Source organism: Priestia sp. SB1 (assembly GCF_038898415.1).
Genome location: NZ_JBBJSS010000004.1, coordinates 119665 through 143426, shown reverse-complemented (window position 1 = coordinate 143426; position 23762 = coordinate 119665). Strand labels below are relative to the sequence as shown.

The following is a 23762-nucleotide window of genomic DNA, read 5'->3' as shown; positions in this document are numbered from 1 at the left end:
TTATATTTTATGTCTATCTTTTGGTACCAGTAGTTACAATGATACACGTTCTTTTTGAACTTGACTACACTAACGCGTTTTATGTCTATTCTCTTTTTCTTTTTATGTCTATCGTTTGCTCTTTCTATGAGAAACAAGATAGTTTTACAAAAAAACGCCTTCTTTTTCTATACAACAAAAGATAGGCGTTTTTTTCTGTATGTAATTAATAATCTTGTTTGGCTTCTTCAAACTTAAACACATCTGCTCGTTCTGATTGCTGTGTAATTAACAGGTTATACGTATGGTTGGCCTTTTTTGGAATTTTAAATGCAACATCGAGGTTAAGTGGTTCGTCGTCAGATAATGACGGTGATGAAAAAGCTGTCCACAAAATGTGCGGGGTTTCTGTCGATAAATTTCCTCCATCAGACGGTTCGTAGATTTGATAAGTTGTTGTGTCTTGTAATGTAAACGTTGTGTCGTTTAATACTACAGTCGAATGTTCATTAGGTGTTCGCTGAAACTGAACGGATACGACAACGTACTGAGTGTTTACTTGTTTAGCTCCTTTAACAGGATAAAATTGTGCATCCGTTGCGGAAACATAATATTGACCGTGTTTTGATCGTTCTCCAAATGCTAATCGATCATCGGTTTCATCTTCTGTCGCTACCCGGCTTACAGGCGCCATCGTTTCATCTGTTGCTGAAATAGTGTCTGCTCCAGGGGCATGTTTAGGTTGAGGGTTTTTGTAAGTGACGTGCGTATCGCCTTGTTTGTCTTCACAAGCGGCGAGACTTGTGAACAAAACAGCCGCTACAAGGCTTCTGGTAACTATTTTCTTCATGTTATTCCTCCAATGACTAGTCTATATACTATGCTACATGGTATTTATCTGGGAATCAAGGATAAGATTGGTTTACTATGCAGGAAGAAGAAAAAGTGACTGAAGTCAGTGAGGTTTGGAACGGATATAGGACTTTCAGAGACTTTTGTACTTGTTTTTACAACAAAAAAGAGACGATTTACGCCTCTTTTTGTTTGTTCGTATTACGAATTTAGTTCATCTAAAATTGAATGCAGTTCACTTAAATGGGTAATTTCATAAGTAGGAATGACTTCATTTCGCTCTTTATCGTGACGATTAATCCATACAGATTTCATTCCAACGCGAGAAGAACCCAGTATATCTGTCATTAAATTATCTCCAACCATGATCGCTTCATCTTTCTTTAAATCCATAAGTGATAAAGCATGGTCGAAAATAGATGGATCAGGCTTACCCCGGCCAAATGCCCCTGAAATCACAATCTCATCAAAATATGGAACTAGTTCTGATGTAATATCTAATTTGGTATTTTGTAAGTCAGGTGAACCGTTTGTTAACAGCAGCAGCTTGTACTTTCCTTTTAATTGATCAAGCACTTCAAACGTTTCTTCGTATACAAAAGGTGTTTTGCGGCGCTCTAATGGAAAACGTTCAGCTAATTCCGCTCCAAAAGCATCGTCGTGAATTCCTAGAGCACGAAGGCCTCGAGTCCAAGCTTCTTTGCGATAAGTAGGAACAATATCTTTCATTTTTCGGAATTGATCATGATCGTCTAAAAAATTTCCCCATAACCCTTCAAATGGATTAATGCCAATCATTTGCGTAAATTCATAGGTTTCATACGAAGCATATAGTTCTCTTGCTTCCTTACGCACCGCTTCTTCTAGTTCTTCAGGTTTTAGATTATATTTTTCACTTGCATATGTACATGTTGCAACGAATGCTTCTTTTACGCTTTTTTGATCCCAAAGTAGCGTGTCATCTAGGTCGAAAAAAACCGCTTTAATCATGGATGTGTGTACCCCCTACTATTTTTGAAAAAGTTTAACTATTCTTACACTAGATTACAAGGATACATACAATAAGTCTAGTGTATTTGCGATTTATTGTGTAAATTTATTTTTATAAAGGATCACCTTTACAAACAAATTTACAGAAATAAAAACAGCTGATATAATCACAGCAGGTATATATGCAGGAGGTTTTATATGGAATCGTTAGAAGAAATATTCGGCATTCCCACCGTTCGTACAAGTAAGCGCTTAAGCAGAGTCGTTGCCGCACACTTACGTCCTTTTGGGATTACGCCAGAACAGTGGACCGTTTTAAAGCGCGTATCAGAAGCTGAATATAGTACACAGAAGCAATTAGCTGAGCGAGCAGATAAAGATCAAGCGACGCTGACTAAAATTTTAGATTTACTAGAAAAACAAAATTGGATTCAGCGTGTTAGAAATCCAGAAGATCGCCGCTCGTTTTTTATTCAAATAACAGAAGACGGCCTGCGTTTAAAAACAGAAGTGACGCCTGCTGTAGAACAGGTATTTTCCGAATTAACGTCCCAGCTAAACGAGCAGCAGGTAAAGATTTATACCGACACTTTACAAAAACTTGAATTCCGCGCCGAACAATTGCTTCAAGACGCAGAAAACCTGCGTTAAATACCCAAAACCCCACAGGTAACATTCTGCGGGGTTTTATACGTAGTTGGCAATACATAATACTTCTTTAATTTTTGAAATCACTTGTTTGGTTTCATCTGTTAAAGAGGTGAATTTAAACGCGATGGATTCTGCATTTGGATTAATGAAGGGTTCTTTATTTGTGTCTTTGCGGTAGTCTTCAATTTGTTCTAAACAATATTTTAAAATAAACGACAAGTTTGCACGTCGAAATCTCAAACTGACGGTAGAAGGCCATCTTTTTTGAAACTGATTGCTCCCTTCATATTGAATCGCTCCGATGTAGCGTTCTCCGGATAAAAAAGATTCTTTACTTCGATATAGCTGAACGGTTTGGGCTGTTCCGCTCCAGTCAATATAAATACCTGCTGTTTCACAAACTTCGTATATGTAATGAAAAAGCTCCGTTACTTCTCCGAAATGGTAGTGAAGCGGATGTTTAGCCGTCATAGGTAGCTCCCTCCTTTATCGACTTTCTACCATTATATTGTAGGAAAAGTAACTTATTCATTTATACAACTTATTTCATACGCATGAGCAGTAAAAATGAAAATATATATTTTTTAGTTTACATAAAAACATTATAAGTAATTAGCGATAGCCCGACTTTCGAAACGCGTCGTATACCGTATCCTCTTGAAGTTTTTCAAGATAAACGTTCGTTGTAGCAATAGAAGAATGCCCTACTACTTGTTTCACAACCGCAAGCGGAACGTCATTAGCTAAACTGTTTGTAATAAAGGTATGACGAAACCAATGAGGAGAAATAGACGCGTTTCCTTTTACTTTATAAACAGCTGACTTAATCGTTCGATACAACGTTGTATAGGATAATCGCTTCTTTTCGCCGGTACGATAATACTCTTTAATAGAATAAAAAAGCGGTTCAGTGTCAAAAGGACTTAGTTCGGTGCTTTCATTTAACGCTTGCCGATAAGTGAAAAGTGTTTCTTTCACATCATCAAACACGGGAATAGTACGTTCTTTTTTTCCTTTACCAATCACATCTACAACCAAATTTCCGCGGCGGTCTTCGCGGAAGCTTCCCCAATTTAAACTTAGCAGTTCACTTGAACGCATTCCACTCATATACAAAAGCATTCCCATTAAGCGGTTGCGCGCTTTAAATTCCTTTTCATGCTGGCGAATGCGCACGACGGATTCTAACGCATTTACAATCACCTGGGCTTCGCGATCGGTTAGCTCTCGGTATTCAGTACGATTTTGTTTTTCCTTATCACTGTAATGTCCTTTTGCGATAGATGGTTTTTCAATCCACGTCGTATACAGCGAAGGATAAAAATGAGTAGCGTGTCCAAACTCTAGCATTCTTCTAAAAAATTCTAGTTTTCTTGCAGCAGTGCGATTGGCATATTGATTTATCATTTCTTCATTAAATAATTTGACTTCCATAAATCCAATCGATTTTAATGTAATCTCTCGTTCATAGAAAAAAGACAGAATCGTTTTCATGTCTTGATTGTAAGATCTGATCGTATGAGGAGAAAGTGATTTTTTGATAATACGCATTGAAAAAAAGAGCTGAATAAATTCTTCATCTGAAACGTGCTTTAAATTCAAGTTGTTATCTTCATCTAACAGCTCTGCCTCTTCCCACTGCTCTTTTAGCTGGCGAAACGAATTTTTCGCAGGCGATAATTCAAATTCTTCCATTTTAATCCTCCTAATTACCACAAATAAAGAAATACCTTTTAAATGATCCAAAATGGTATATAACGAGTTTTTATCAAACTGCAACAAATACCATTAAAAGTTTTCAAAAACCTCTCAAAACTCAATTTAGAAAGCCGTTTTTTTAAGATTTTAATAAAAACATCCATTATATGTAAAATAAATTCTATTTTCTGCTTATTACTCTACTTTATCATACGAACGCTTGATAAGGAAGAGTTATCTTGCGTTAGTATAGTAAAGTATTTTTTAAAATGCTCTTTCTAAAGATTTGCTTTTTATGGTGGAACGTTAAAATCTACCATGATAGGAATTACACAAATTGTGTATACATAAAAACATCACGCAAAGCGTGATGTTTTTTAAAGTGATTCAATTTTTGTCAGATACAACTGTTTGTTACTGTAAGAAACGGTATACGTTCGGTAATACTCTTTTTCTTGACTTTGACCGTTCGTTGTAATGGAAATAACTTCTTTTGTTTGGATTGTATAGACCGTTTCATCATCATCATCTTCTTCTTCTTCACTCACAGGTTCAACGTCTAATACCGAATAATCAACGAGTTCTTCTCGAATGTCTCTTTCATACAGCATTTTCACAAGCTGCTTTTGATCATTCCACAAAACACTGTCACGCTGGATATAAGGCTGTACGTGTTCGAATTTATTTGTGTTAATGGACTTTGTTAAATCTCGCAAATAATGTTCAATAAAAATATCTGCTGTTTCTTGATCAACTTTTGGGATATTTTTTAAATTAAACTCTTTTTCTTCCTTCTCTTCTTTTTCTTTTTCATCTTCTTTAAAGTCGTCGATTCGCTGAGAGCTGTTTTTGCTGATGGCATACTTTGTATGGTTCTCTTTGAAAACCATGATTTCTTCCTTTTCCCCTTTTTCATTTGTGCGGGTTGTTTCGCCTTGGTATGAAATATCACTAGAAGGATTAATTGACTTCACGTATTCCATATATTCATCGGCCGTAATGTTGAGGTATTTTTGATGATAGGTAACTTCATCCCATTCATTTAACTTCCATTGCTTATTAACGTATTTAAAATTCATGTAAATGGTCAGTCCGCCGCTTCCTTCTTTACTAATTGGTTCAATGGCTGACACCGAAAATTGCCCGGCGTGATTGTTAATAAGTTCAAATCGAATAAGATGAGTTACATCAGGGAAAAAGCTCATATTACATTCTTTACAGTAATAGTTAGTAGAAATACTTTTTAGCTTTGTTGCAATTAAAGATGATGTTGCATATGGCGTTAGCGCTTTTTTTAACGTTTCATAATCAGCAGGGTTAGATTCATTATCCCATTCATACTCTTCACCTAATTCTTTATAGGTGCTTGAAATTTTATTCATCGTCTCAACTGCAGTTTTTTCTGCTTTTTTTTCTGATACAAGATCAGGCTTGATAGATGACTTAGCTTGATCTTTTGGGATCACTTCATCTGAGGAAGGTTCGGTTGGTTTGGATAACTTAACTGTTTCTTTTTCTTCACAGGCCGTCAAAACCATTAGCAGCAGTAGAACGAATGCAATCGTCCATTTTTTATGCATAAGGTGTCCTCCTCAATGCCGAATTTAGTCTGTTCTTAAAAGGATCTTTAATTCTCAAACGTATCAAGTACGTAATCACCGCTTGGAATTCCCCATTTTGCCTTTTTATTTTGATCTGTTTTAGCGAGTAACGAAATGGAGTTTTCTTTAAGCGTAATGACAATGGTTCCTTTATTTCCTTGTCCATCATTTTCATATTCAATGGCGGCTTGGTTATTTTCAAAGCGAATATTTTTTTGTTCAACGGTTGACACGCGGATTTTGCTAGGTGGCTGGTACGAATTTATTTTAATCGTCGCTTCCGAGTTGGATGTAGCAAGAAATTGAATGATAGGAGATCCGTTATCATTGCCAGTGGTCCATTTTCCATCGTAGTCGTGTAAATCTGTTGTTTGTGTAGTGGGAGTTTCAGTGTGTGCATTTGGTTTAGATGAAAAGTCGAATGGTTCTACACTCGATAGCTTTAACGTATCGTTTTGGTAAACAGCTGTATAAAGGCGGTCGCAAACTTTGCTGTAAGGATCTTTACCCGGCTGCTTTAATAAGCTTTCCTCGTGGGTTTGTATTTTGAACACATGGTTAGGTTCTTCATACCAATTGACAATATGAAACGTTTGCTTCTTCTGCTCGATGCCTTGTCGTGTGAAATTTTCAACAAGAAGGTTCTGCTCTTTATAAAAAGAACTGTCCGCTTTCAAGTAAGCTTTTAGATCATTAAAAGAGTTGTCATCAACTGCTTTTCCAAACGCTGAAAAATAATCAGTCATCCAGGCTGTGATAAATTTTCCGCTCATTGCTTCTTTATTCAAATCAATTGATTGAATGCTTTCTACCTGTGTTTTTGGTTCATTTAGTACTTTTTTTGCATCTTTTTCTACTATCATTGTATTTCCGTCTTTTATTGTCTCTTCTTGCTGACAGGCTGATAACAGAATAGATGAAACAACCGTGATAATGATTGTATTACGTTTGTTCATCATAATTGCCCCTTCTTTATCTAATATAAATGTATGTATATTCTTCCAACAAACAGACCTAGTATATCATTCTACAAAAAAACGCTCAACCCTTTAATTTCACAAGAAAAACGGCTTGCCTTTACAGCAGCCGTTTTTCTTCTTATTTAATAGATGCTTCTTGATATGAATTGGATGCCTCTTTTTTAAGCTGTCTTGAACCATAAAAAACATAGTAAATAATTGAAAGAAGGAAAATGCCAAGAATCACATACATTAAAGGTAGAGAAACACCAAACAGCATTAAACTTGTTGTAAGCACACTGTATTTTATAATGCTGTATAAGCACAGAATACCTAATACTAAAGCAACGCTTGGCACTACCGGGTAATTTACTTTAAAAGGACGAGACAAGTTAGGTTCTTTTTTGCGTAAAATAAAAAGAGAAACTAAACTGATGCAGTACATCATCATTGCTCCGAATACAGATAAGATAATAAGGGCATTGGCAAACGTGGCAGATCCAGCGCAAATCACACCGATTGCTCCCGGAATCAACAAACCGCCGACAGGAACTCCTTTTTTATTCGTTTTAGCAAGAAATTTAGGGAAGTAACCATCTCGTGCAAGCGCATAGGTTTGTCTTGAAAATCCCATGATGATTCCATTTAAACTAGCAATCAATCCGAATAGCCCGATAATAGCAACAACGGTTGAAATGCCGTTTCCATATACAGAAGACAGTGCCTGCGGAAGTGGATAATCGGCTAGCTTCCCGCTTCCTCCGCCAAGTCCTGCTGTTACAAATAGTGTAAACAACGTTGCGGTTGCAAGAGTAATAATCGCTCCAATAAATCCTTTAGGAATGTTTTTCTTAGGGTTTTCCACTTCTTCCGCTGCCATTGCTCCGCCTTCTATTGCAAGATAGAACCAAACAGCGAATGGAATAGCCGCTAGTACCCCTGTTGGCCCGTTAATAAATGAATGAGCGTTGAAAATATTTGATGTTTGTACATGAGGCAAACCAGCTACATAAAAAATAGATAAACCAATTAGTGCAACAATGGTAGCTGTAAGCTCAATCACCGCTACTTCTTTTACCCCGATTAAATTTAGTAAAACAAAGAAAATAAAGGCACCTACCGTTGCATATACAGGGTTAACGGCTGGGATAAGAAAGTGCAGGTATGCTCCTGTTGATACCGCAATAGCAGGAGGAGCAAAAATAAATTCAAGCAAGCATGCAATTCCGGCGATATATCCGCCAAAAGGTCCAAGTGCTCTTCTTGCATAAGCTGAAGGTCCACCAGCTTGCGGGATAGATGTTGAAAGCTCTGCATAGCTGAACATAAACGTTGTGTAAAACACGGTTACAATTAAGGTTGCAATTGCAAGTCCGATAATCCCGCCTTGTTCAAACCCGTAGTTCCACCCAAAGTATTGTCCTGAAATAACCATACCAACTGAAATAGCCCATAAATGAATAGGTTTTAATTGTTTTTGTAACGCCATACGTTCTCCTCCTTTTGATGTTTAGACAATAAGATGTACACCGCTTGTTTGCTGCTTAATCATTTTGTCAATCATGGTACCGATATGTGCGGCTGCCTCAATAGGAGGCGTTCCTCTTTTATGAATATTAGAAATAACCATACGATCAGACTCTTTTTTTCCTTTGCTAGGTTCATAGCACATGTAAGCACTCATGGATTCAGCACTGACCAGCCCAGGTCGCTCTCCAATCAATAGCACAAGTGCTTTTGGCTTTATGATTTCACCAATTTCATCCATACATGCAACTCGTCCTCCTTTTACAAAAAACGAAGTCCCGATACGAAGTCCATATGACTCCAGTGAATCAATTAAAGCAGGATACACGTCGCTCACGTTTTCTTCAATTGCCTTAGCACTCAGTCCATCTGATACCACTACTTGTACATCAGGCTGCTGCACGCAGTTTTTTAAAATCTCTTTCTTAGCGTCATCTGCTAATAACCTCCCTTGATCCGGCCGTTTTAAATAATGTTCTTTTGACTCCGCGCGTGTATTCACAGAAAAAAGGTTAAACTCAGATAGAATATCTTCTGAAACTGAGCCGTATACAGAGTCTACGGCTGCGGCATGATCTGTGCGAAAAGATAAAACGTCTTTTGTTAGCGGCCTTGTTCCTGTACGGCCAACACCTATGCGGGCAGGGGTAAATTGTTTAAGTGTTTCAAGCGGATCGCGATTTGACTTTGGTATCATAGTAAGCACCTTCCTTAAATCAAATTCATAAAAATAGTTGGGTCTCCAGCTCTTGATGTGAAGCGTCCGTTTTCCATAATACGCTGATCTTCAAGCCATTTTTGAAATAACGGCGTTGGGGTACGGCCGAGTACATTGCGCACGGTTGCGATATCATGATAACTAAGAGACTGATAGTTTAGCATGCAGTCATCAGCCATGGGCACTCCTATTACAAAGTTCACCCCAGCTGTTCCTAGAAGCATACTTAAATTATCCATATCGTTTTGATCAGCATCCATGTGGTTGGTGTAACATACGTCTACTCCCATAGGTAAGCCGTGCATTTTGCCCATAAAGTGATCTTCTAGCCCAGCTCGCAGGACTTGTTTGCTGTTATATAAATATTCAGGTCCAATAAATCCAACAACCGTGTTAACTAAGAAAGGCTTGTAGTGGCGAGCTAAGCCGTAGCATCTAGCTTCGAGCGTTACTTGATCAATATTATAGTGGGCTTCTGCTGACAATTCAGAACCTTGTCCTGTTTCAAAATACCAGCGGTTCGGACCTTTTGCTGTCCCTTTTTCATGAATTAACGCTGTCGCTTCATCGAGCATAGACAGTGAAATCCCAAATGAATCATTACCGGCTTCTGTGCCTGCTAAACTTTGGAAAATCAAGTCAGCAGCTGCTCCTTTTTCGATTGCTCTCATTTGGCTCGTCACATGTGATAATACACAGTTTTGAGTAGGAATTGACCATTCGTTGATTATATTTTTTGTTTCATTTAAAAGCGCGTAGATATTATCCGTTGTATCAATAACAGGGTTAATTCCGATAACCGCATCTCCAATTCCATAGCTTAACGCTTCGTAGAGAGATGCTCTCATTCCTTTTAAGTTATCTGAAGGATGATTAGGCTGGGCTCTTGAAGCCAATACGCCTTTTTGACCGATAGTCGTTTGACAAGTAGTTTGCACTTCTATCTTGGCAGCTCCTTGAATTAAATCTAAATTGGACATAATTTTGGTAGCTGCCGCAATCATTTCGCTGTTTAATCCCTTGCTAAGCGCAAGAAGCTCTTCTCCGGTATGCTCATCAGATAAGATGTATTCTCTTAACTCCCCTACTGTCCAATTTTTAATAATGTCGTAAACCGATGAATCAATCTGACTTTCGATTAATGCCGAGACGTTGTCTTCATCTGCGCTTAGCAGCGGGTAATTTCGAATATCAGCAAGTGTGATATCAGCTAGCACTTGTTTGGCTGCCATTCGTTCTTTCATTGACTCAGCGCTAACTCCTGCGAGCTGATCTCCAGAACGTTCTTCGTTTGCTTTGGCCATAATTTCTTTCAAGCTATAAAATGAAAATGTTTCTCCTAACAACCGGGTAGTTTTAAACATCGTTTCCTCCTTGTATGTTCAGTTGATTATGATGAAAAAGCGAGTGTTTTAATCGAAACAGAGATTGCCTCTCCAGCTACGGGTAACCCTAGATCGATATAATCTCCGTGGGTAAAGTCAATTTGATCTAAACAAATAATTTCTAATTCGTTCTCCTGTTTGGCTAGTGCTTGTCCTAAAGCTTTAGCAATATCCTGCTCGCATAAAACAACGAGGCACTTAGCTCCTTTAAAACAAGCACCAAATTCAGCGCTTATTACTTTTGCTAATTCTTGCAGCATTCTATAGCTGCAGTAAGGGAAATGAGATAAAGCAATAGCAACGGGAGGATCTTCTGCGCTGAAAACAGTTGAAGCCTGCATACATGCCGTTCGAGCTCTTTCTTGAAACAGCTGCGGATTCCACTCCTCCTCTTGCTGTACGGGTATCTCTATAATCGGAATATTTTTTAGCGGCAGCCGCTTTGATTTAATGTATACGGTTGATCCGCTAACTTCTGTATTTTGCATACCAGCTCCAATGACAGTGGCTCGCGTTGTTTCAGCGGCTTGAGATACCTGTATGGCTTGAAACTGATAAGCTAGCAGCGGACCAATGTCTCCGTGTATGGCCACTTCCTTCACTGTTTTTGGTTTCTCCTTCTCTATCATGGCTCCTACTCCTCCCGAGACCATGATTGTCTCTGGCCGAGTAGAAGATCTTGTATGAGGGGAAACGAGCAGCAAAGAGGTTTGCTTCAGTGCGCTCACATAATCCACGGTTTCTTTAGCTAGCAATTTGCAAATAGACGAGAGTTTTTCAAATGTTGCTTTTTCGCCTTCTTGAAGCATCAGAGAATTATTTTTTAAAAATTCAGTCAAATAAGACGAAACGTAGGTAACAATACCATCTTCGTTTAGTCGAATTAATCTTCCGCCTACATGCAGGGTAAACGTTTCAATCACTTTTCCATTTTGACATAAGGCGATGTTAGCAGTGCCTCCACCTACATCAATATTGGCAATCACTTTATTGGTTTCAGCAGAATGTTCGATTGCTCCCGATCCTTTTGCCGCTAACATTCCTTCTAAGTCAGCACCAGCTGTTGCAACAACAAAATTCCCAGCGTGTTCAGCTAGATAGTGAACGATACTCTCTGCATTTTGCTTCCGAGCCGTTTCTCCTGTGATGATCACAGCACCCGCCTCCACTTGATCTAAGGAGATCCCTGCTTTTTTGTACTCTTTTTCTAGTAATAGCGTTAACCTTCGAACATCGATTTCAACCTCGTTTACCATAGGTGTTGTATAGATGGAACTTGCATACGTTACGCGACGATCAATAATTTGACAGCCTGGCAGCGTAAACTGATTTTGTTGATTTGCTATTAACAGTTTGCTTACAATCAGTTTTGTTGTGCTTGTTCCAATATCTAAACCTATGCTCGTGATCCATTTCTGTAGCATACGATCAATCCTTTATCTCGTTTGAATATGTTGACTATCATAAAACAGTTTTTTGAATATTTCACTAACTATGTTATCAAACCTGACACACTTTTGTGTAAACAAAGGTGACAAATAAGAAAAAAGACTAAATCTTGGCAGATTTAGTCTTTTTTCTTATGATGAGTGTGATTTAGTTACAATCATTCTTGATGCCGATGGAATTAACAATGAAAGGATAATTAGACATGATAGCAACGACCCAATCATCGAAATCCCATTTATCGAGAAAGAATACCATAGAACAGGCATTCCTTTTGGTGCAGCAAATCCCCAAAATATTAAACCGGCAATAAAATGGCAAAAATAACGAGCAAAACTTCCTATAATTAAAGATAAGATAATAAAAAAGAAAGCTTTTGATCTTTGATTATTAGCTAAATATCCTTTAATAGAACTAGAGAAAATCCCGCCAAATCCAATAAAGGTAACAGCGATAATATACTCTATAAAAGCTTGCAACGGGGTTAAAATATACGCATTTCCTAAAGCTAGTTGTAATATTCCCCATAGAAATCCAGATAAAGCTCCTCCTTTAACTCCCCATCGAAAACACATAATAAAGATAGGAACCATAGAGAACGAAATGCTTACACCTATTGCAATTTTTATAGAAGGTAAAAGATCAATCAAAAAAGCCAATGCTGCAAAAATAGCTATTTCAATTTTAGCCTGTAAAGGTAATGCTTTATTCACGTTTCTCACTCCTGTTTTTGAATCATTCATATCAAACGGTTTACACAGGAGTAAGCAAATATATGCTACTATTCCCACATTCCTACGCTAGCGTTAACTAACAGGTTCGAAGGGTCTGAACATTTCGTTCACTCTCAGCACGGCGGCTCCCCCTGTGGTACGTTTGGATATTTATGTAGTATAAAGACAATGTTTATTATACCATACGTAACAAAATAGATTCGAGAGATTTCAAAGATGTTTCTATTTTCTGAATCTATTTTTTATAATGACAATCGTTTTAGTATTTGTTATACTTCTTTTATGTCAATTGAATATAAAAAACCCTCATCCTAATCGATGAGGTAGAGGTCGCAGTTTTTAATAGTAAAGTAACGGAAATGCAGAGAACATTGAGGATGTTGCTTGAAAGGAAAAATTGCCGAAGTTTAAATCACTTCTCGGTTGATTTAAGCTGGGGCTGTCTCCGAACAGGAACAGAACTGTCACATCATGCGAGTGATGTGAAGAGCTATCTTCACGGAAGGTTGACGCGGTTTTCAGATTTAAAAGCGCGCACATATACTGCGGGCTTTTTTTATGTTATCCCGTCTCTTTCCGTACATTCGAAAGGAGTATTTATCTATGCAAGAGCAGCAAGAATTAAAACGTGGGTTGAAATCTCGCCACTTAACGATGATTTCATTAGGAGGAGCCATCGGAACCGGCTTATTCCTAGCAAGTGGTGGAGCAATTCACACAGCAGGACCTGGGGGAGCGCTTTTAGCTTACGCTATTATTGGCGTAATGGTTTACTTTTTGATGACCAGCCTAGCAGAGCTCGCAGCTTATATGCCTGAAGCTGGTTCATTTAGTACGTATGCGTCTCGTTTTGTAGATCCATCCTTTGGTTTCGCTCTCGGCTGGAACTACTGGTATAACTGGGCTATTACGATTGCAGCTGAATTATCCGCTGGAGCCCTTATTATGAAATTTTGGTTCCCGAACTCTTCTTCTATTTTATGGAGTGCCCTGTTTTTATTAATTATGTTTGGGCTTAACTACCTTTCTGTAAAAGGATTTGGTGAATCTGAATTTTGGTTTTCGTTAATTAAAGTAGTAACGGTTATTATCTTTTTAGTTATTGGTATTATGATGATTTTTGGTATCTTTAACAATGAAGCACCAGGTTTTAAAAACTTCACGCTTGGTGATGGACCGATTCACGGTGGATTCTTCACTGTACTAGGTATCTTTATGGCAGCTGGTTTTTCATTCCAAGGAACAGAGTTGCTTGGAGTCGCAGCTGGAGAAAGTGAAGATCCGGAAAAAACGGTTCCTCGCGCAGTTAAACAAGTCTTCTGGCGCATCTTGTTATTTTATATTTTAGCTATTTTTGTTATTGGAATGCTTATTCCATACACAGCGAATTCATTAGCAAGTGATGACGTGCGAGTAAGTCCGTTTACTTTGATATTCGAACGAGCAGGTCTGGCGTTTGCAGCATCAGCGATTAATGCCGTTATTTTAACAGCTGTTTTATCTGCTGGTAACTCAGGCATGTATGCTTCTACGCGTATGCTGTGGAACTTAGCCAAAGATGGAAAAGCACCAAGGTTTTTAGCAAAAGTGAATAAACGAGGCGTTCCAGTTAATGCCTTAATCGCAACGGCACTTGTCGGTACACTTGCATTTGGTGCTTCATTTTTTGGAGACGGTGCGGTATATACGTGGTTACTTAACGCTTCTGGTATGTCTGGTTTTATTGCTTGGTTAGGAATTGCGATCAGCCACTATCGTTTTAGAAGAGCATTTGTTGCTCAAGGTCATGATTTGAGTGAACTTCCATATCATGCAAAACTTTTCCCATTTGGCCCTATCTTTGCCTTTATTTTATGTGCCGTTGTTATTTTAGGCCAAAACTATTCGGCGTTTATGGGTGACTCGATTGACTGGTACGGTGTACTTGTTTCTTATATCGGACTTCCTTTATTCTTAATTGTTTGGTTAGGATACAAATGGACGAAAAAGTCGAAGCTTATCCCGTTAAAAGAATGTCAAGTAACAGTGAAAAAATACGAATAAAAAAAGCGCTCTATTCTTTTGAATAGAGCGCTTTTTTTATATGAGCTGATCGGCAAAATGAAGAGATATATAAGCGGGTTGGTTTTTCATAACAAGCATATAACCTTTGAGGGGACGGTTATAGTAATCAGCAGCTTCGATATAATAAATACGCTGAATTAACCTGCTTAAATGAGTTGCAAAAGATGGAATTTGGTGATTAGGAATGGTTTGGATGTAGTCTATGATTTCTTGTTTAGTTTGAAGGCCTGAACGGGTACATTCTAACAGATGAAAAAGCGGATCTGCTGCTATAGTAGATAGTTCAGAATTGTGTTTGATTCTATTCAGCTGGATATGCAGTTCTTTTTGGGACCATCTTTTCGGCACAGCTCTTAGATGTTGATATTGAAAATGTGTACTCATGATAGCTAACACCTTTCGTATTAAAATAATAAAACAACTTATTATTTTAATAACCTTTACACATGAAACTAAAACGTTACAATGTGTAAAGGCGTCATACATCTTATAAAATAAGCTGATAAAAAAGTACATCTTGCCACTGATCAAATTTCCAGCCCACTTCTTTAAACTCTCCGCAAAATGTAAAATTAAATTGCTCATGCATTTTGATACTGATATCATTTCCTTTTGTAATTCCTGAAATGACAACGTGATGGTCGAGCTCTTTAGCTAATTCCAAAATGCGCTTCATAAGCTGTTTCCCAATACCATGCCCTTGTTGATTTTTATCAATATAAATCGATAGCTCTACTGTTTGAATGTACGCTTCTTTATCTCGATACGAGGAAAGCGAAGCATAGCCCGCTACTACTCCATCTTTTTCCGCGACAATAAGTGGAAAAAGTTCATTGCTAATATGATTATTAAACCAGCCCCTTCTTTGTTCTACTGTTACAGGCGTTAAGTCAAAAGTAGCAGCACTTGTTTGAACGGACTGATTATAAATTTCAACAAGCATAGGTAAATCTTCTTCTTTAGCATAACGAATGATCATATGTACAAACTCCTTATAGTATAGAATTATCTTTATTTTACTTCTTTTAAGAAACATAATCTACATAAAAAACCGATGTGCGCATGCACATCGGTTATTGGTTTTGGGCATATTGAAAGGTTTGAAGGACTTGAAGAGTCTCTTTTGTAGAAACGACCGTTGCAAACTCTCCGTGCAAGGAAGACAGTGCGAATGTATGTACATCTTCTGCAAGAAGTCTGGTTTTTCCATCGTAGGACATACAATCAAAACAGGCCGTTGCATCGTTCGCAACATACGTCCTATACCCTAGATTTCCAGCCATGCGCGCAGTCGTAGAGACGCAGTGATTAGTAGTTAGTCCTATTAAGATAAGCGTATCATAGCCATTTGCTTTTAAATAGCTATCTAGCTCTGTTCCAATGAAACAGCTGTTCACGTGCTTGCGAATTAAGTATTCGTCTTCTTGTGGACCAAATCCTTCTTTGAATTGAAACCCCTTTGAACTTGGATGTAAAGGAGAGTCTGGATTTTCTGATGCATGCTGCACGTGAATGACAGGATAGTCTTGGCGCCTCCATGCTTGCAGTAGCGTCAGCATATTCTTTTCTGCATCTAAATTGTTTCTTTCTCCCCACTGGGGTGAATAAAACCCTTCTTGTACATCGATAAGTAGCAACACTGGCCGGGAACGTAGCATAAGCATCATCTTCTTTCGTCTTTATTTTAAAATGGAAATAACGTATGTGCATCCATCAGGACCGGCTTTTGAAGAATGAACCGTTTGTTTCGGTAAATGTATCCGATCTCCGGCCTGACATAGAACCGTATCACGTTCAACTGTAAAGTAAATAGATCCTTCAAGTATATGAAGAATTTCATCAGTTGGATGCGTATGAGACGGATGTGTTTGAAAAGCAATATCGTGCTGTACTTCAACGTATCCAGTATACGCCGGAAGCAGCTCTTTAATTACTTCTTCAAACTTTCCGCCAACTCCTTTTTTAATAGAGGCTTTTTTTACGTCCATGCTGCTCACTCCTTTTTAATTTAAATGGACACTGTCCAGTAGTATTGTTATTATCATCGTGTAAAAAATATTGCTTCCACTCTCTGTTTTCCTGCTGTCCATACCAGCCTAACTCAGGGTGAGCTGATACGTCATCATATGTTTTTAACCGATCGCGGACGACTTTTTGTACATGCTTCCCTATTTTTGAATCTCCTGTCATACCTTCAAACACCCACCGCGGCTGAAATGTAATCATAAATCCTCTGCTCTTACGGCTTTTACGTAGAGAATGAGCAGGCGTATTACAGACGACAAAAATAGGTTCTCCGTGAAAACAAAATTCCCATAATGCATCTTTTGGGTCTTTCGGAATATCTTGCGGCCATTTCTTTTGATCAATTTGATGAAGAAACGTCAGCGTATCCCAAAACATCGTTTCGTACTCTTCGATTGACCGTTCTTTATGTTCAGGCTTAAAAAATAACACAAAGGATGTATAGCGACCTATGGTCTTAAATGTATCTATGTATTCTCTAAGTGCCGCCGCTGCATGTTTAATATCTTGATAGTTATAAGGAGTCGTCACAAATGAAAAACGCAGTAAATCTTTTTTAAAGCCTTCTACCCCTAATATACAGGGAAATGGATTTTCTTCTGATAATATATCGCTTTGGAAATATTGAAAAGCATCTTTCCCCCAGAACGGGACATGCGTTGACTCTAAAATCTCATTAGCTCGAAAAAGCATTTTTGATGCCATTAAAACCCTCCTTATGGAACTCAACGTTACATGTGTATTAAAAAAAAGAAAGTTTATGAGTATTTTTAACTAAATCTCGCTTCTAAATTATAAAATTCTAATCTATATATATATAAGCTACTATTGGACAAGTTAGAAAGGAGGCTGTGTTTGTGGAGTGGTTTTTGATTGCTATAAAACAAATAATTCTAGGTATTAGTCTCGCAGCACCGGTAGGTCCAATCAATATAGAGATGATTAAAAGAGGTCTGACAAAAGGATTTTGGGCTTCTTGGCTAGTTGGTTTAGGAGGAATGACAGCCGATATCTTATTTATGCTTCTCATTTTAATAGGGTTAACCCCTTTTGTTCAGATGCAGGCTGTTACGGTTGTCCTGTATGCAACGGGTTTTGTCATGCTCACATTTGTTGGCTTTCAAAGTATGAAACAAGCTGTCTCTCGTTCCTTTTCAGTAGATGTAAATAACCCTTCTGCTAAAAAAGATAAGTCGTTTTTTACAGGTTTTTTTATTGCTCTTATGAACCCTTTAAATATTGTGTTTTGGTTCGGTGTATTTGGATCAAGCTTAAGCGAAAGCCTTCAAAGTCAAACGTGGCTATCCGTCTTTTTTCATAGCTTCTTTATTATTTTTGGCATCATTCTTTGGAATTTAAATATTGCGGGCAGCATTCATTTTACAAGAAAATTTATCACGCCTAAGCTTTTTCGCCTCATTACGTTAGGTGCTGGTTTTTTACTTTTTTTATTTGGCTGCCAATTCGGTTTTAAATGTGTATCCTTACTTATCGGCTGAGCTTTTATTGATGAGTTCAATAAGGGTGTCATTTACTTTCTCACGTTCATCATAAAAAAGACCGTGTCCACTATTTTCAAATGGGATCAGTGTAGAAAATGAAATGTGGCGATTCATTACTTTTGCAAGATCAAATGGACAAATTTGATCTTTTTTTCCGTGTAATATATATGTCTCAGCGAAAATTTGACTCAAATCTTCCCGTAAGTCTTCGTCTCGTAAAGACACCGCAGTTTTAATCGTTCCATGGCCAGATGCCTCTAAACCTAAATCTTGAAACCATCCTCTAAAAGCTGCGCTGACAGGCTGATTAAAAAATTTTTTCCCAAAGTCTTCAAGCATGTTAGGACGATCTCTATACGTATTTTGAATAATTGTATTTACTTCTTCAGAAGGAAGTCCGTATGGAAAATCAGTTTTTTGAATAAAGCTTGGAGCCGCTGCCCCTAATAAAATTAACTTCTTCACGCCATATCCTAAGTGTCTACTCATATATCGAATGGCAATGGCTCCCCCCATAGAAAAGCCTACTAGCGTATAATTTTTAAGTCCTAATTTTTCTACTAACATACGAATATCATCCGCTAATTGATTGTAAGAATAGCCGGTGAAAGGCGTATCTGATTTTCCAAATCCCCGAAGATCAGGAGCAATACACCGAATACCGCAGGCCGGCAGCGTTGTAAATTGGTATTCGTACATTTTAGCGTTAACAGGCCACCCGTGAAGGAAAAGAACGGGTTCCCCTTTTCCAATATCCCGAACAAAAAGTTTAGTCTTAGGAGTTACGTGAATAAAATAGTTCATATATAACACCTCCTAGATGTTCTTATATATATATATGTTTTGGACAATTTGAACATTCAAAAGTTTCTTAGAGGCTTGTGTAGGAGATGTATGATGTTTATTTGGAATGATGAGTAGGAAAATCATTTTATATTGTTTATTTAGAACATAGTTTAATTTAAAAATATTGAGTAAAAAAAGTAGTAAAGCTTTAAAAACTTTACTACTTTTTTTGTTATTTTTCTTCCAGCCACATATCAACTAAATTCCCAGCTTCGCTTTGGTCCAATACGAATGAACCGTTGCTGTATCGGTCACTAGCTCGCATTGTAGATGGATCAACCTGCTCGATTTGACCTTTAGATGATTCCACTATCATGTAATGCTCTTTAGAGATTACTTTTACTTTTGCAATTTGATGCGGATTAGATTTTAGTTCCCGGACCATCACTAGCCCTCGTTTTGCTCGTGCTGATTCTTCAAACTCAGTAACTTTTGTCTTTTTCACAGCTCCTCGCTGCGTGGCGATAAATAATTCAGTTGATAGAGCTTCATCTTCATCGAAGATAACGCCGCTTACAACATAATCATCGTCTTTTAAGTTAATTCCTTTTACACCAGAGGCGCGAGTTCCTACAATATTGATTTCTTCTTCCGAAAAACGCAGTCCGTAGCCAGAGCGAGTGGCAATAAACACTTGTTTTTTACCATCCGTTTGATATACATCGACAACTTCATCATCGCCTTTTAAATTAACGGCGACAAGAGCCTTAGAGTAGCGCTGTGCTTTATATTGAAGTAATTCTGATTTTTTGACCATACCATTTTTCGTAAAGAAAAGCAGATACTGATTTTCTTTAAACTCTTTTACCGGTATAGCCCGTACAATCTGCTCTTCTTTATCAATTGGAACAATGTTCATGATATGCTGACCCATGTCTTTCCACCTGATATCAGGAAGTTCGTGCACTGGCATATATAAATAATTCCCTTTGTTTGTGAAGATGAGCAGCGTTTCGGTTGTATTAATTTCATACTTCGCTAAAATTCGGTCCGTATCTTTCATACCGAAGTCTTGCCCGTTAGACGCGGCGTAAGAACGAAGACTTGTTCGTTTTACATATCCGTCTTTTGTGACTGTTACCATCACTTCTTCAGATGGAACCATCACTTCTAGATTAATTTTAATCTCTTCGATTTCCGCTTCAATTTTTGAGCGGCGTTCTGTACTGTATTGCTTTTTTACACGGCGTAATTCTTTTTTGATTACATTAAAAAGTTTTTTCTCGCTATGTAAGATTTCTTCTAACTCGTTAATTTTAGCACCTAGCTCTTCAGCTTCTGCTTGTAGAGCTGTAATGTCCGTGTTTGTCAAACGGTATAATTGAAGCGACACAATCGCTTCTGCTTGAGGTTCTGTAAATTCATATTTGCCAATTAAATTATTTTTAGCGTCGCGCTTATCTTTAGAAGCTCTAATCGTCGCAATAACTTCATCTAAAATCGACAGTGCCTTAATCAATCCCGCTACAATATGTTCACGTTCACATGCTTTTTGCAGTTCGTATTTAGAACGATTTGTTACTACTTCTTTTTGATGATCAATATAAGCATCAAGAATGTTAGCCAAACTCATAAGCTTTGGCCGCTTTTTAGCAATGGCAACCATGTTAAAATTATACGGTACTTGAAGATCCGTATTTTTATAAAGGAAGTGAAGTACTCCTTGAGCATTTGCGTCTTTTTTTAATTCTACTACGATGCGCAGACCCGTACGATCCGTTTCATCGCGAACTTCAGCAATACCTTCCACTTTTTTATCTAAACGAAGCTCATCCATTTTCTTCACAAGGTTGGCTTTGTTTACTTCAAACGGAATTTCCGTAATGACAATTTGCTGTTTTCCGCCGCGAATGGACTCCACTTCCGTTTTTCCGCGAATAATAATTTTCCCTTTACCTGTCTCGTAGGCTTTCTTAATCCCGTCTACACCTTGAATGATTCCCCCTGTAGGAAAATCAGGACCTTGGATAGCCGTCATTAATTCTTCAATTGTACACGTTGGTTTATCAATTCGCATGATCGTTGCGTCAATTACTTCACCTAAATGATGAGGAGGAAGTTCTGTAGCATAACCAGCTGAAATACCCGTGGATCCATTCACTAGCAAGTTAGGAAACATAGCTGGTAACACAGTTGGTTCGCTGCTTGTATCATCGAAGTTAGACACAAACTCAACCGTTTGTTTGTCAATATCTCGTAGAAGTTCTGCAGCAATCGATGAAAGGCGAGCTTCTGTATAACGCATTGCTGCTGGGGGATCTCCATCAATACTTCCGTTGTTTCCGTGCATTTCGATTAATACATTTCTAACTTTCCATTCTTGACTCATTCGAACCATGGCATCATATACAGATGAATCACCATGAGGGTGATAGTTACCAATTACGTTCCCTACAGTTTTGGCTGACTTGCGAAACCCTTTTTCTGCTGTATTTCCATCTACGTGCATTGCATATAAAATACGGCGCTGAACGGGTTTTAACCCGTCTCTTGCATCCGGCAGTGCACGCTCTTGAATAATATATTTACTGTATCGACCAAAACGGTCGCCTAGTACATCCTCAAGAGGTAAATCTAAAAAGCGTTCTGTTTGTGTCATTGTACGTCCTCCTCTGCGACCGTTAATACATTTTCATTATCTAAAATATTTGGATCTTCTTCTAATCCAAACGCTACGTTGCTTTCAATCCATTTTCTGCGTGGTTCTACTTTATCGCCCATCAAAGTGGTCACACGACGATCAGCGCGAGCAGCATCATCAATACGAACACGAATCAGCGTACGCGTCTCTGGGTTCATTGTTGTTTCCCAAAGCTGATCTGCGTTCATTTCACCGAGACCTTTATAGCGTTGAATCATATACCCTCTTCCTACCTTATCGATAGCACCTTGCAACTCTTCGTCACTCCATGAATATTCAACCACTTCTTTTTTACCTGACCCTTTACTTACTTTGTAGAGCGGTGGAAGAGCAATAAACACTTTTCCTGATTCCACAAGCGGTTTCATATAGCGGTAGAAAAACGTTAGAAGAAGCACTTGAATATGAGCCCCATCCGTATCCGCATCGGTCATGATGACTATTTTATCGTAGTTAATATCATCGATTGTAAAATCTGCGCCTACTCCTCCGCCTATCGCGTGAATGATCGTACTAATTTCTTCGTTTTTAAAAATATCTTGAAGTTTGGCTTTTTCGGTATTGATAACTTTCCCTCGCAGCGGCAGCACAGCTTGAAAGCGGCGATCCCTTCCTTGTTTTGCTGAACCTCCGGCGGAATCCCCTTCGACTAGGTACAGTTCGTTTCGCTGAGGATTTCTTGATTGCGCAGGCGTTAACTTCCCGCTTAGAACAGTTTCTTGACGCTTTCGTTTTTTCCCGTTTCTTGCGTCTTCTCTCGCCTTACGTGCCGCTTCACGCGCTTGAGCAGCTTTGATTGCTTTTTTTACAAGAAGAGAGCTTACGTCTGGATTTTCTTCTAGGAAATAGGCAAGTTTTTCAGAAATAACTGCATCTACCGACGAACGAGCTTCACTTGTACCTAACTTTCCTTTGGTTTGTCCTTCAAACTGAAGCAACTCTTCAGGTATTCTAACGGAAACGATGGCTCCTAATCCTTCTCGTATATCCGTTCCTTCTAAGTTTTTGTCTTTTTCTTTTAGCAGGCTTACTTTACGGGCGTATTCATTAAACGCACGCGTCATAGCGCTTTTTGCACCGGACTCATGCGTTCCCCCGTCTTTGGTACGAACATTATTAACAAATGATAAAATGGTTTCAGAATAACCATCGTTAAATTGAAACGCAAATTCAACTTCAATATTATGATGAATCCCTTCAAAAAAGACGACTGGATGAAGTGAATCTTTTTCTTCATTTAAATATGAAACGAAGGCTTGAATACCTGTTTCATAATGAAAGATATCTTGACGATCATGCCTTTTATCGATTAACTCTATTTTGAATCCTTTTAATAGAAAAGCCGATTCGCGGAGCCGTTCACAAAGCGTATCATAATTGTACACGGTTGTTGAAAAAATCGTGGCATCCGGTTTGAAATGAATCGTTGTTCCCGTTTTTTTTGTTTTCCCTATTTTTTCTAGCGTCGTAACCGGCTTTCCTCCATTTTCAAAACGCTGTTCATAAATAAATCCATCTCTATGAATGGTTACAGTCAACCATTCAGACAGCGCATTTACAACAGATGCACCTACTCCGTGTAAGCCTCCGCTTGTTTTATATCCACCCTGTCCGAATTTACCTCCTGCATGCAAGATGGTTAAAATAACTTCAGGCGTTGGTTTTCCTAGTTTATGCATGCCCGTTGGCATACCTCGACCTTTATCTTGTACAGAAATTGAATTATCTTTGTGAATGGTTACAATAATTTCTTCTCCGTAGCCTGCTAGAGCTTCATCGACAGAGTTGTCGACGATTTCATATACTAAATGATGCAGACCTCGTGTATCCGTACTTCCAATATACATACCAGGACGTTTACGAACGGCATCTAATCCTTCTAGTACTTGAATTGCATCTTCATTATAATTAAATTGTTGTTTCCTAGCCATTCATACTACCCCTTTCATCACAACGAACATTACTACTTTATGTATGAAACACAAACGTTTGCGCTTCGTGTCTAAGAATAAATGATCATGTATCCTATCTTTTAATTTTATAGTGTTCGCATCAATAGAACGTATGTTTCTATTTTTGCGTACTTACAAGATTTTAGCACAAATTTCCGTATTATAAAAGCAATATCTTGTGTATTCATGGAT

22 protein-coding genes and 2 riboswitches are annotated in these 23762 nt (G+C 38.2%); of the genes, 3 read left to right on the top strand and 19 right to left on the bottom strand.

The window, feature by feature from the left end; translation table 11 throughout:
• Positions 1–205 precede the first annotated feature (205 nt).
• Complete coding sequence (locus WKH56_RS15860) at positions 206–829, bottom strand: hypothetical protein (RefSeq protein ID WP_048019254.1); 624 nt, start codon at positions 827–829, stop codon at positions 206–208.
• A gap of 203 nt (positions 830–1032) precedes the next feature.
• Positions 1033–1821, bottom strand: a complete 789-nt coding sequence (locus tag WKH56_RS15855; RefSeq protein ID WP_033579103.1) for an HAD family hydrolase — start codon at positions 1819–1821, stop codon at positions 1033–1035.
• Between the two features lie 198 nt (positions 1822–2019).
• On the opposite strand from WKH56_RS15855, the gene WKH56_RS15850 reads away from it, so the two are divergent.
• Positions 2020–2472 (top strand): MarR family winged helix-turn-helix transcriptional regulator, encoded by a 453-nt coding sequence (locus WKH56_RS15850; RefSeq protein ID WP_033579104.1) that lies wholly within the window; start codon positions 2020–2022, stop codon positions 2470–2472.
• 36 nt (positions 2473–2508) lie between these two features.
• On the opposite strand, the gene WKH56_RS15845 is transcribed toward WKH56_RS15850, so the two are convergent.
• From WKH56_RS15845 to thiT, 9 genes are all read right to left on the bottom strand, one after another.
• Positions 2509–2943: a hypothetical protein gene (locus WKH56_RS15845; RefSeq protein WP_013083346.1), complete on the bottom strand. Its 435-nt coding sequence runs from the start codon at positions 2941–2943 to the stop codon at positions 2509–2511.
• A gap of 141 nt (positions 2944–3084) precedes the next feature.
• Positions 3085–4167 carry a tyrosine-type recombinase/integrase gene (locus WKH56_RS15840; protein WP_048019252.1) on the bottom strand — a complete coding sequence of 361 codons (1083 nt, stop codon included), beginning with the start codon at positions 4165–4167 and terminating at the stop codon, positions 3085–3087.
• Between the two features lie 380 nt (positions 4168–4547).
• The gene (locus WKH56_RS15835; protein WP_310883856.1) at positions 4548–5750 is read right to left on the bottom strand and encodes a TcaA NTF2-like domain-containing protein; all 1203 of its coding nucleotides are present in this window, start codon (positions 5748–5750) and stop codon (positions 4548–4550) included.
• Positions 5751–5797: 47 nt separating this feature from the next.
• Positions 5798–6727: a TcaA NTF2-like domain-containing protein gene (locus WKH56_RS15830; protein ID WP_230683467.1), complete on the bottom strand. Its 930-nt coding sequence runs from the start codon at positions 6725–6727 to the stop codon at positions 5798–5800.
• A 142-nt stretch (positions 6728–6869) separates the two neighbouring features.
• Positions 6870–8219 carry an ethanolamine permease gene (gene eat, locus WKH56_RS15825; protein ID WP_048019249.1) on the bottom strand — a complete coding sequence of 450 codons (1350 nt, stop codon included), beginning with the start codon at positions 8217–8219 and terminating at the stop codon, positions 6870–6872.
• A 21-nt stretch (positions 8220–8240) separates the two neighbouring features.
• Positions 8241–8954 carry an ethanolamine ammonia-lyase subunit EutC gene (eutC, locus tag WKH56_RS15820; RefSeq protein WP_168760839.1) on the bottom strand — a complete coding sequence of 238 codons (714 nt, stop codon included), beginning with the start codon at positions 8952–8954 and terminating at the stop codon, positions 8241–8243.
• 14 nt (positions 8955–8968) lie between these two features.
• Complete coding sequence (locus tag WKH56_RS15815) at positions 8969–10339, bottom strand: ethanolamine ammonia-lyase subunit EutB (protein WP_310883857.1); 1371 nt, start codon at positions 10337–10339, stop codon at positions 8969–8971.
• A gap of 26 nt (positions 10340–10365) precedes the next feature.
• On the bottom strand, positions 10366–11784 hold the full coding sequence (locus WKH56_RS15810) for an ethanolamine ammonia-lyase reactivating factor EutA (protein ID WP_099331054.1): 1419 nt from the start codon (positions 11782–11784) through the stop codon (positions 10366–10368).
• A 156-nt stretch (positions 11785–11940) separates the two neighbouring features.
• The gene (gene thiT, locus WKH56_RS15805) at positions 11941–12549 is read right to left on the bottom strand and encodes an energy-coupled thiamine transporter ThiT (RefSeq protein ID WP_275211812.1); all 609 of its coding nucleotides are present in this window, start codon (positions 12547–12549) and stop codon (positions 11941–11943) included.
• A 32-nt stretch (positions 12550–12581) separates the two neighbouring features.
• A riboswitch (TPP riboswitch) is annotated at positions 12582–12682 on the bottom strand.
• Between the two features lie 174 nt (positions 12683–12856).
• A riboswitch (Lysine riboswitch) is annotated at positions 12857–13041 on the top strand.
• 102 nt (positions 13042–13143) lie between these two features.
• On the opposite strand from thiT, the gene WKH56_RS15800 reads away from it, so the two are divergent.
• Positions 13144–14583 carry an amino acid permease gene (locus WKH56_RS15800; RefSeq protein WP_047750873.1) on the top strand — a complete coding sequence of 480 codons (1440 nt, stop codon included), beginning with the start codon at positions 13144–13146 and terminating at the stop codon, positions 14581–14583.
• A gap of 36 nt (positions 14584–14619) precedes the next feature.
• On the opposite strand, the gene WKH56_RS15795 is transcribed toward WKH56_RS15800, so the two are convergent.
• The 5 genes from WKH56_RS15795 to WKH56_RS15775 form a co-directional block, all read right to left on the bottom strand.
• Positions 14620–14988 (bottom strand): hypothetical protein, encoded by a 369-nt coding sequence (locus WKH56_RS15795; RefSeq protein ID WP_063247901.1) that lies wholly within the window; start codon positions 14986–14988, stop codon positions 14620–14622.
• Positions 14989–15091: 103 nt separating this feature from the next.
• Positions 15092–15583, bottom strand: coding sequence for a GNAT family N-acetyltransferase (locus tag WKH56_RS15790; protein WP_033579112.1), 492 nt, complete (start codon positions 15581–15583; stop codon positions 15092–15094).
• 94 nt (positions 15584–15677) lie between these two features.
• Positions 15678–16262 carry a cysteine hydrolase family protein gene (locus WKH56_RS15785; RefSeq protein ID WP_063248105.1) on the bottom strand — a complete coding sequence of 195 codons (585 nt, stop codon included), beginning with the start codon at positions 16260–16262 and terminating at the stop codon, positions 15678–15680.
• A 21-nt stretch (positions 16263–16283) separates the two neighbouring features.
• The gene (locus tag WKH56_RS15780) at positions 16284–16592 is read right to left on the bottom strand and encodes a cupin domain-containing protein (protein WP_013057236.1); all 309 of its coding nucleotides are present in this window, start codon (positions 16590–16592) and stop codon (positions 16284–16286) included.
• Entirely contained in the window at positions 16567–17334 is a 768-nt protein-coding gene (locus WKH56_RS15775; RefSeq protein WP_063247900.1) for a YqcI/YcgG family protein, read from the bottom strand. Before WKH56_RS15775 ends, WKH56_RS15780 begins: the two co-directional genes overlap by 26 nt.
• Before the next feature lie 152 nt (positions 17335–17486).
• On the opposite strand from WKH56_RS15775, the gene WKH56_RS15770 reads away from it, so the two are divergent.
• Complete coding sequence (locus WKH56_RS15770; protein ID WP_063247899.1) at positions 17487–18128, top strand: LysE family transporter; 642 nt, start codon at positions 17487–17489, stop codon at positions 18126–18128.
• On the opposite strand, the gene WKH56_RS15765 is transcribed toward WKH56_RS15770, so the two are convergent.
• The 3 genes from WKH56_RS15765 to parE all read right to left on the bottom strand — a co-directional run bounded on the left by WKH56_RS15765 (position 18114) and on the right by parE (position 23549).
• Positions 18114–18935 (bottom strand): alpha/beta fold hydrolase, encoded by an 822-nt coding sequence (locus WKH56_RS15765; protein ID WP_048019242.1) that lies wholly within the window; start codon positions 18933–18935, stop codon positions 18114–18116. The two genes, WKH56_RS15770 and WKH56_RS15765, sit on opposite strands and share 15 nt — an antisense overlap.
• A gap of 214 nt (positions 18936–19149) precedes the next feature.
• Entirely contained in the window at positions 19150–21576 is a 2427-nt protein-coding gene (gene parC / locus WKH56_RS15760; RefSeq protein ID WP_221834050.1) for a DNA topoisomerase IV subunit A, read from the bottom strand.
• Positions 21573–23549: a DNA topoisomerase IV subunit B gene (gene parE, locus WKH56_RS15755; protein ID WP_063247897.1), complete on the bottom strand. Its 1977-nt coding sequence runs from the start codon at positions 23547–23549 to the stop codon at positions 21573–21575. Before parE ends, parC begins: the two co-directional genes overlap by 4 nt.
• Positions 23550–23762: the final 213 nt, after the last annotated feature.

What these genes read in the sequence shown, in the direction of transcription:
- eutC (WP_168760839.1), bottom strand. Translation starts at nt 8,954, where the DNA reads ATGATACCAAAGTCAAATCGCGATCCGCTTGAAACACTTAAACAATTT.
- WKH56_RS15830 (WP_230683467.1), bottom strand. Translation starts at nt 6,727, where the DNA reads ATGAACAAACGTAATACAATCATTATCACGGTTGTTTCATCTATTCTG.
- parE (WP_063247897.1), bottom strand. Translation starts at nt 23,549, where the DNA reads ATGGCTAGGAAACAACAATTTAATTATAATGAAGATGCAATTCAAGTA.
- WKH56_RS15785 (WP_063248105.1), bottom strand. Translation starts at nt 16,262, where the DNA reads ATGCTACGTTCCCGGCCAGTGTTGCTACTTATCGATGTACAAGAAGGG.
- WKH56_RS15840 (WP_048019252.1), bottom strand. Translation starts at nt 4,167, where the DNA reads ATGGAAGAATTTGAATTATCGCCTGCGAAAAATTCGTTTCGCCAGCTA.
- WKH56_RS15810 (WP_099331054.1), bottom strand. Translation starts at nt 11,784, where the DNA reads ATGCTACAGAAATGGATCACGAGCATAGGTTTAGATATTGGAACAAGC.
- WKH56_RS15815 (WP_310883857.1), bottom strand. Translation starts at nt 10,339, where the DNA reads ATGTTTAAAACTACCCGGTTGTTAGGAGAAACATTTTCATTTTATAGC.
- eat (WP_048019249.1), bottom strand. Translation starts at nt 8,219, where the DNA reads ATGGCGTTACAAAAACAATTAAAACCTATTCATTTATGGGCTATTTCA.
- WKH56_RS15850 (WP_033579104.1), top strand. Translation starts at nt 2,020, where the DNA reads ATGGAATCGTTAGAAGAAATATTCGGCATTCCCACCGTTCGTACAAGT.
- WKH56_RS15855 (WP_033579103.1), bottom strand. Translation starts at nt 1,821, where the DNA reads ATGATTAAAGCGGTTTTTTTCGACCTAGATGACACGCTACTTTGGGAT.
- thiT (WP_275211812.1), bottom strand. Translation starts at nt 12,549, where the DNA reads ATGAATGATTCAAAAACAGGAGTGAGAAACGTGAATAAAGCATTACCT.
- WKH56_RS15780 (WP_013057236.1), bottom strand. Translation starts at nt 16,592, where the DNA reads ATGGACGTAAAAAAAGCCTCTATTAAAAAAGGAGTTGGCGGAAAGTTT.
- WKH56_RS15845 (WP_013083346.1), bottom strand. Translation starts at nt 2,943, where the DNA reads ATGACGGCTAAACATCCGCTTCACTACCATTTCGGAGAAGTAACGGAG.
- WKH56_RS15765 (WP_048019242.1), bottom strand. Translation starts at nt 18,935, where the DNA reads ATGAACTATTTTATTCACGTAACTCCTAAGACTAAACTTTTTGTTCGG.
- WKH56_RS15790 (WP_033579112.1), bottom strand. Translation starts at nt 15,583, where the DNA reads ATGATCATTCGTTATGCTAAAGAAGAAGATTTACCTATGCTTGTTGAA.
- WKH56_RS15800 (WP_047750873.1), top strand. Translation starts at nt 13,144, where the DNA reads ATGCAAGAGCAGCAAGAATTAAAACGTGGGTTGAAATCTCGCCACTTA.
- WKH56_RS15775 (WP_063247900.1), bottom strand. Translation starts at nt 17,334, where the DNA reads ATGGCATCAAAAATGCTTTTTCGAGCTAATGAGATTTTAGAGTCAACG.
- WKH56_RS15860 (WP_048019254.1), bottom strand. Translation starts at nt 829, where the DNA reads ATGAAGAAAATAGTTACCAGAAGCCTTGTAGCGGCTGTTTTGTTCACA.
- WKH56_RS15795 (WP_063247901.1), bottom strand. Translation starts at nt 14,988, where the DNA reads ATGAGTACACATTTTCAATATCAACATCTAAGAGCTGTGCCGAAAAGA.
- WKH56_RS15835 (WP_310883856.1), bottom strand. Translation starts at nt 5,750, where the DNA reads ATGCATAAAAAATGGACGATTGCATTCGTTCTACTGCTGCTAATGGTT.
- parC (WP_221834050.1), bottom strand. Translation starts at nt 21,576, where the DNA reads ATGACACAAACAGAACGCTTTTTAGATTTACCTCTTGAGGATGTACTA.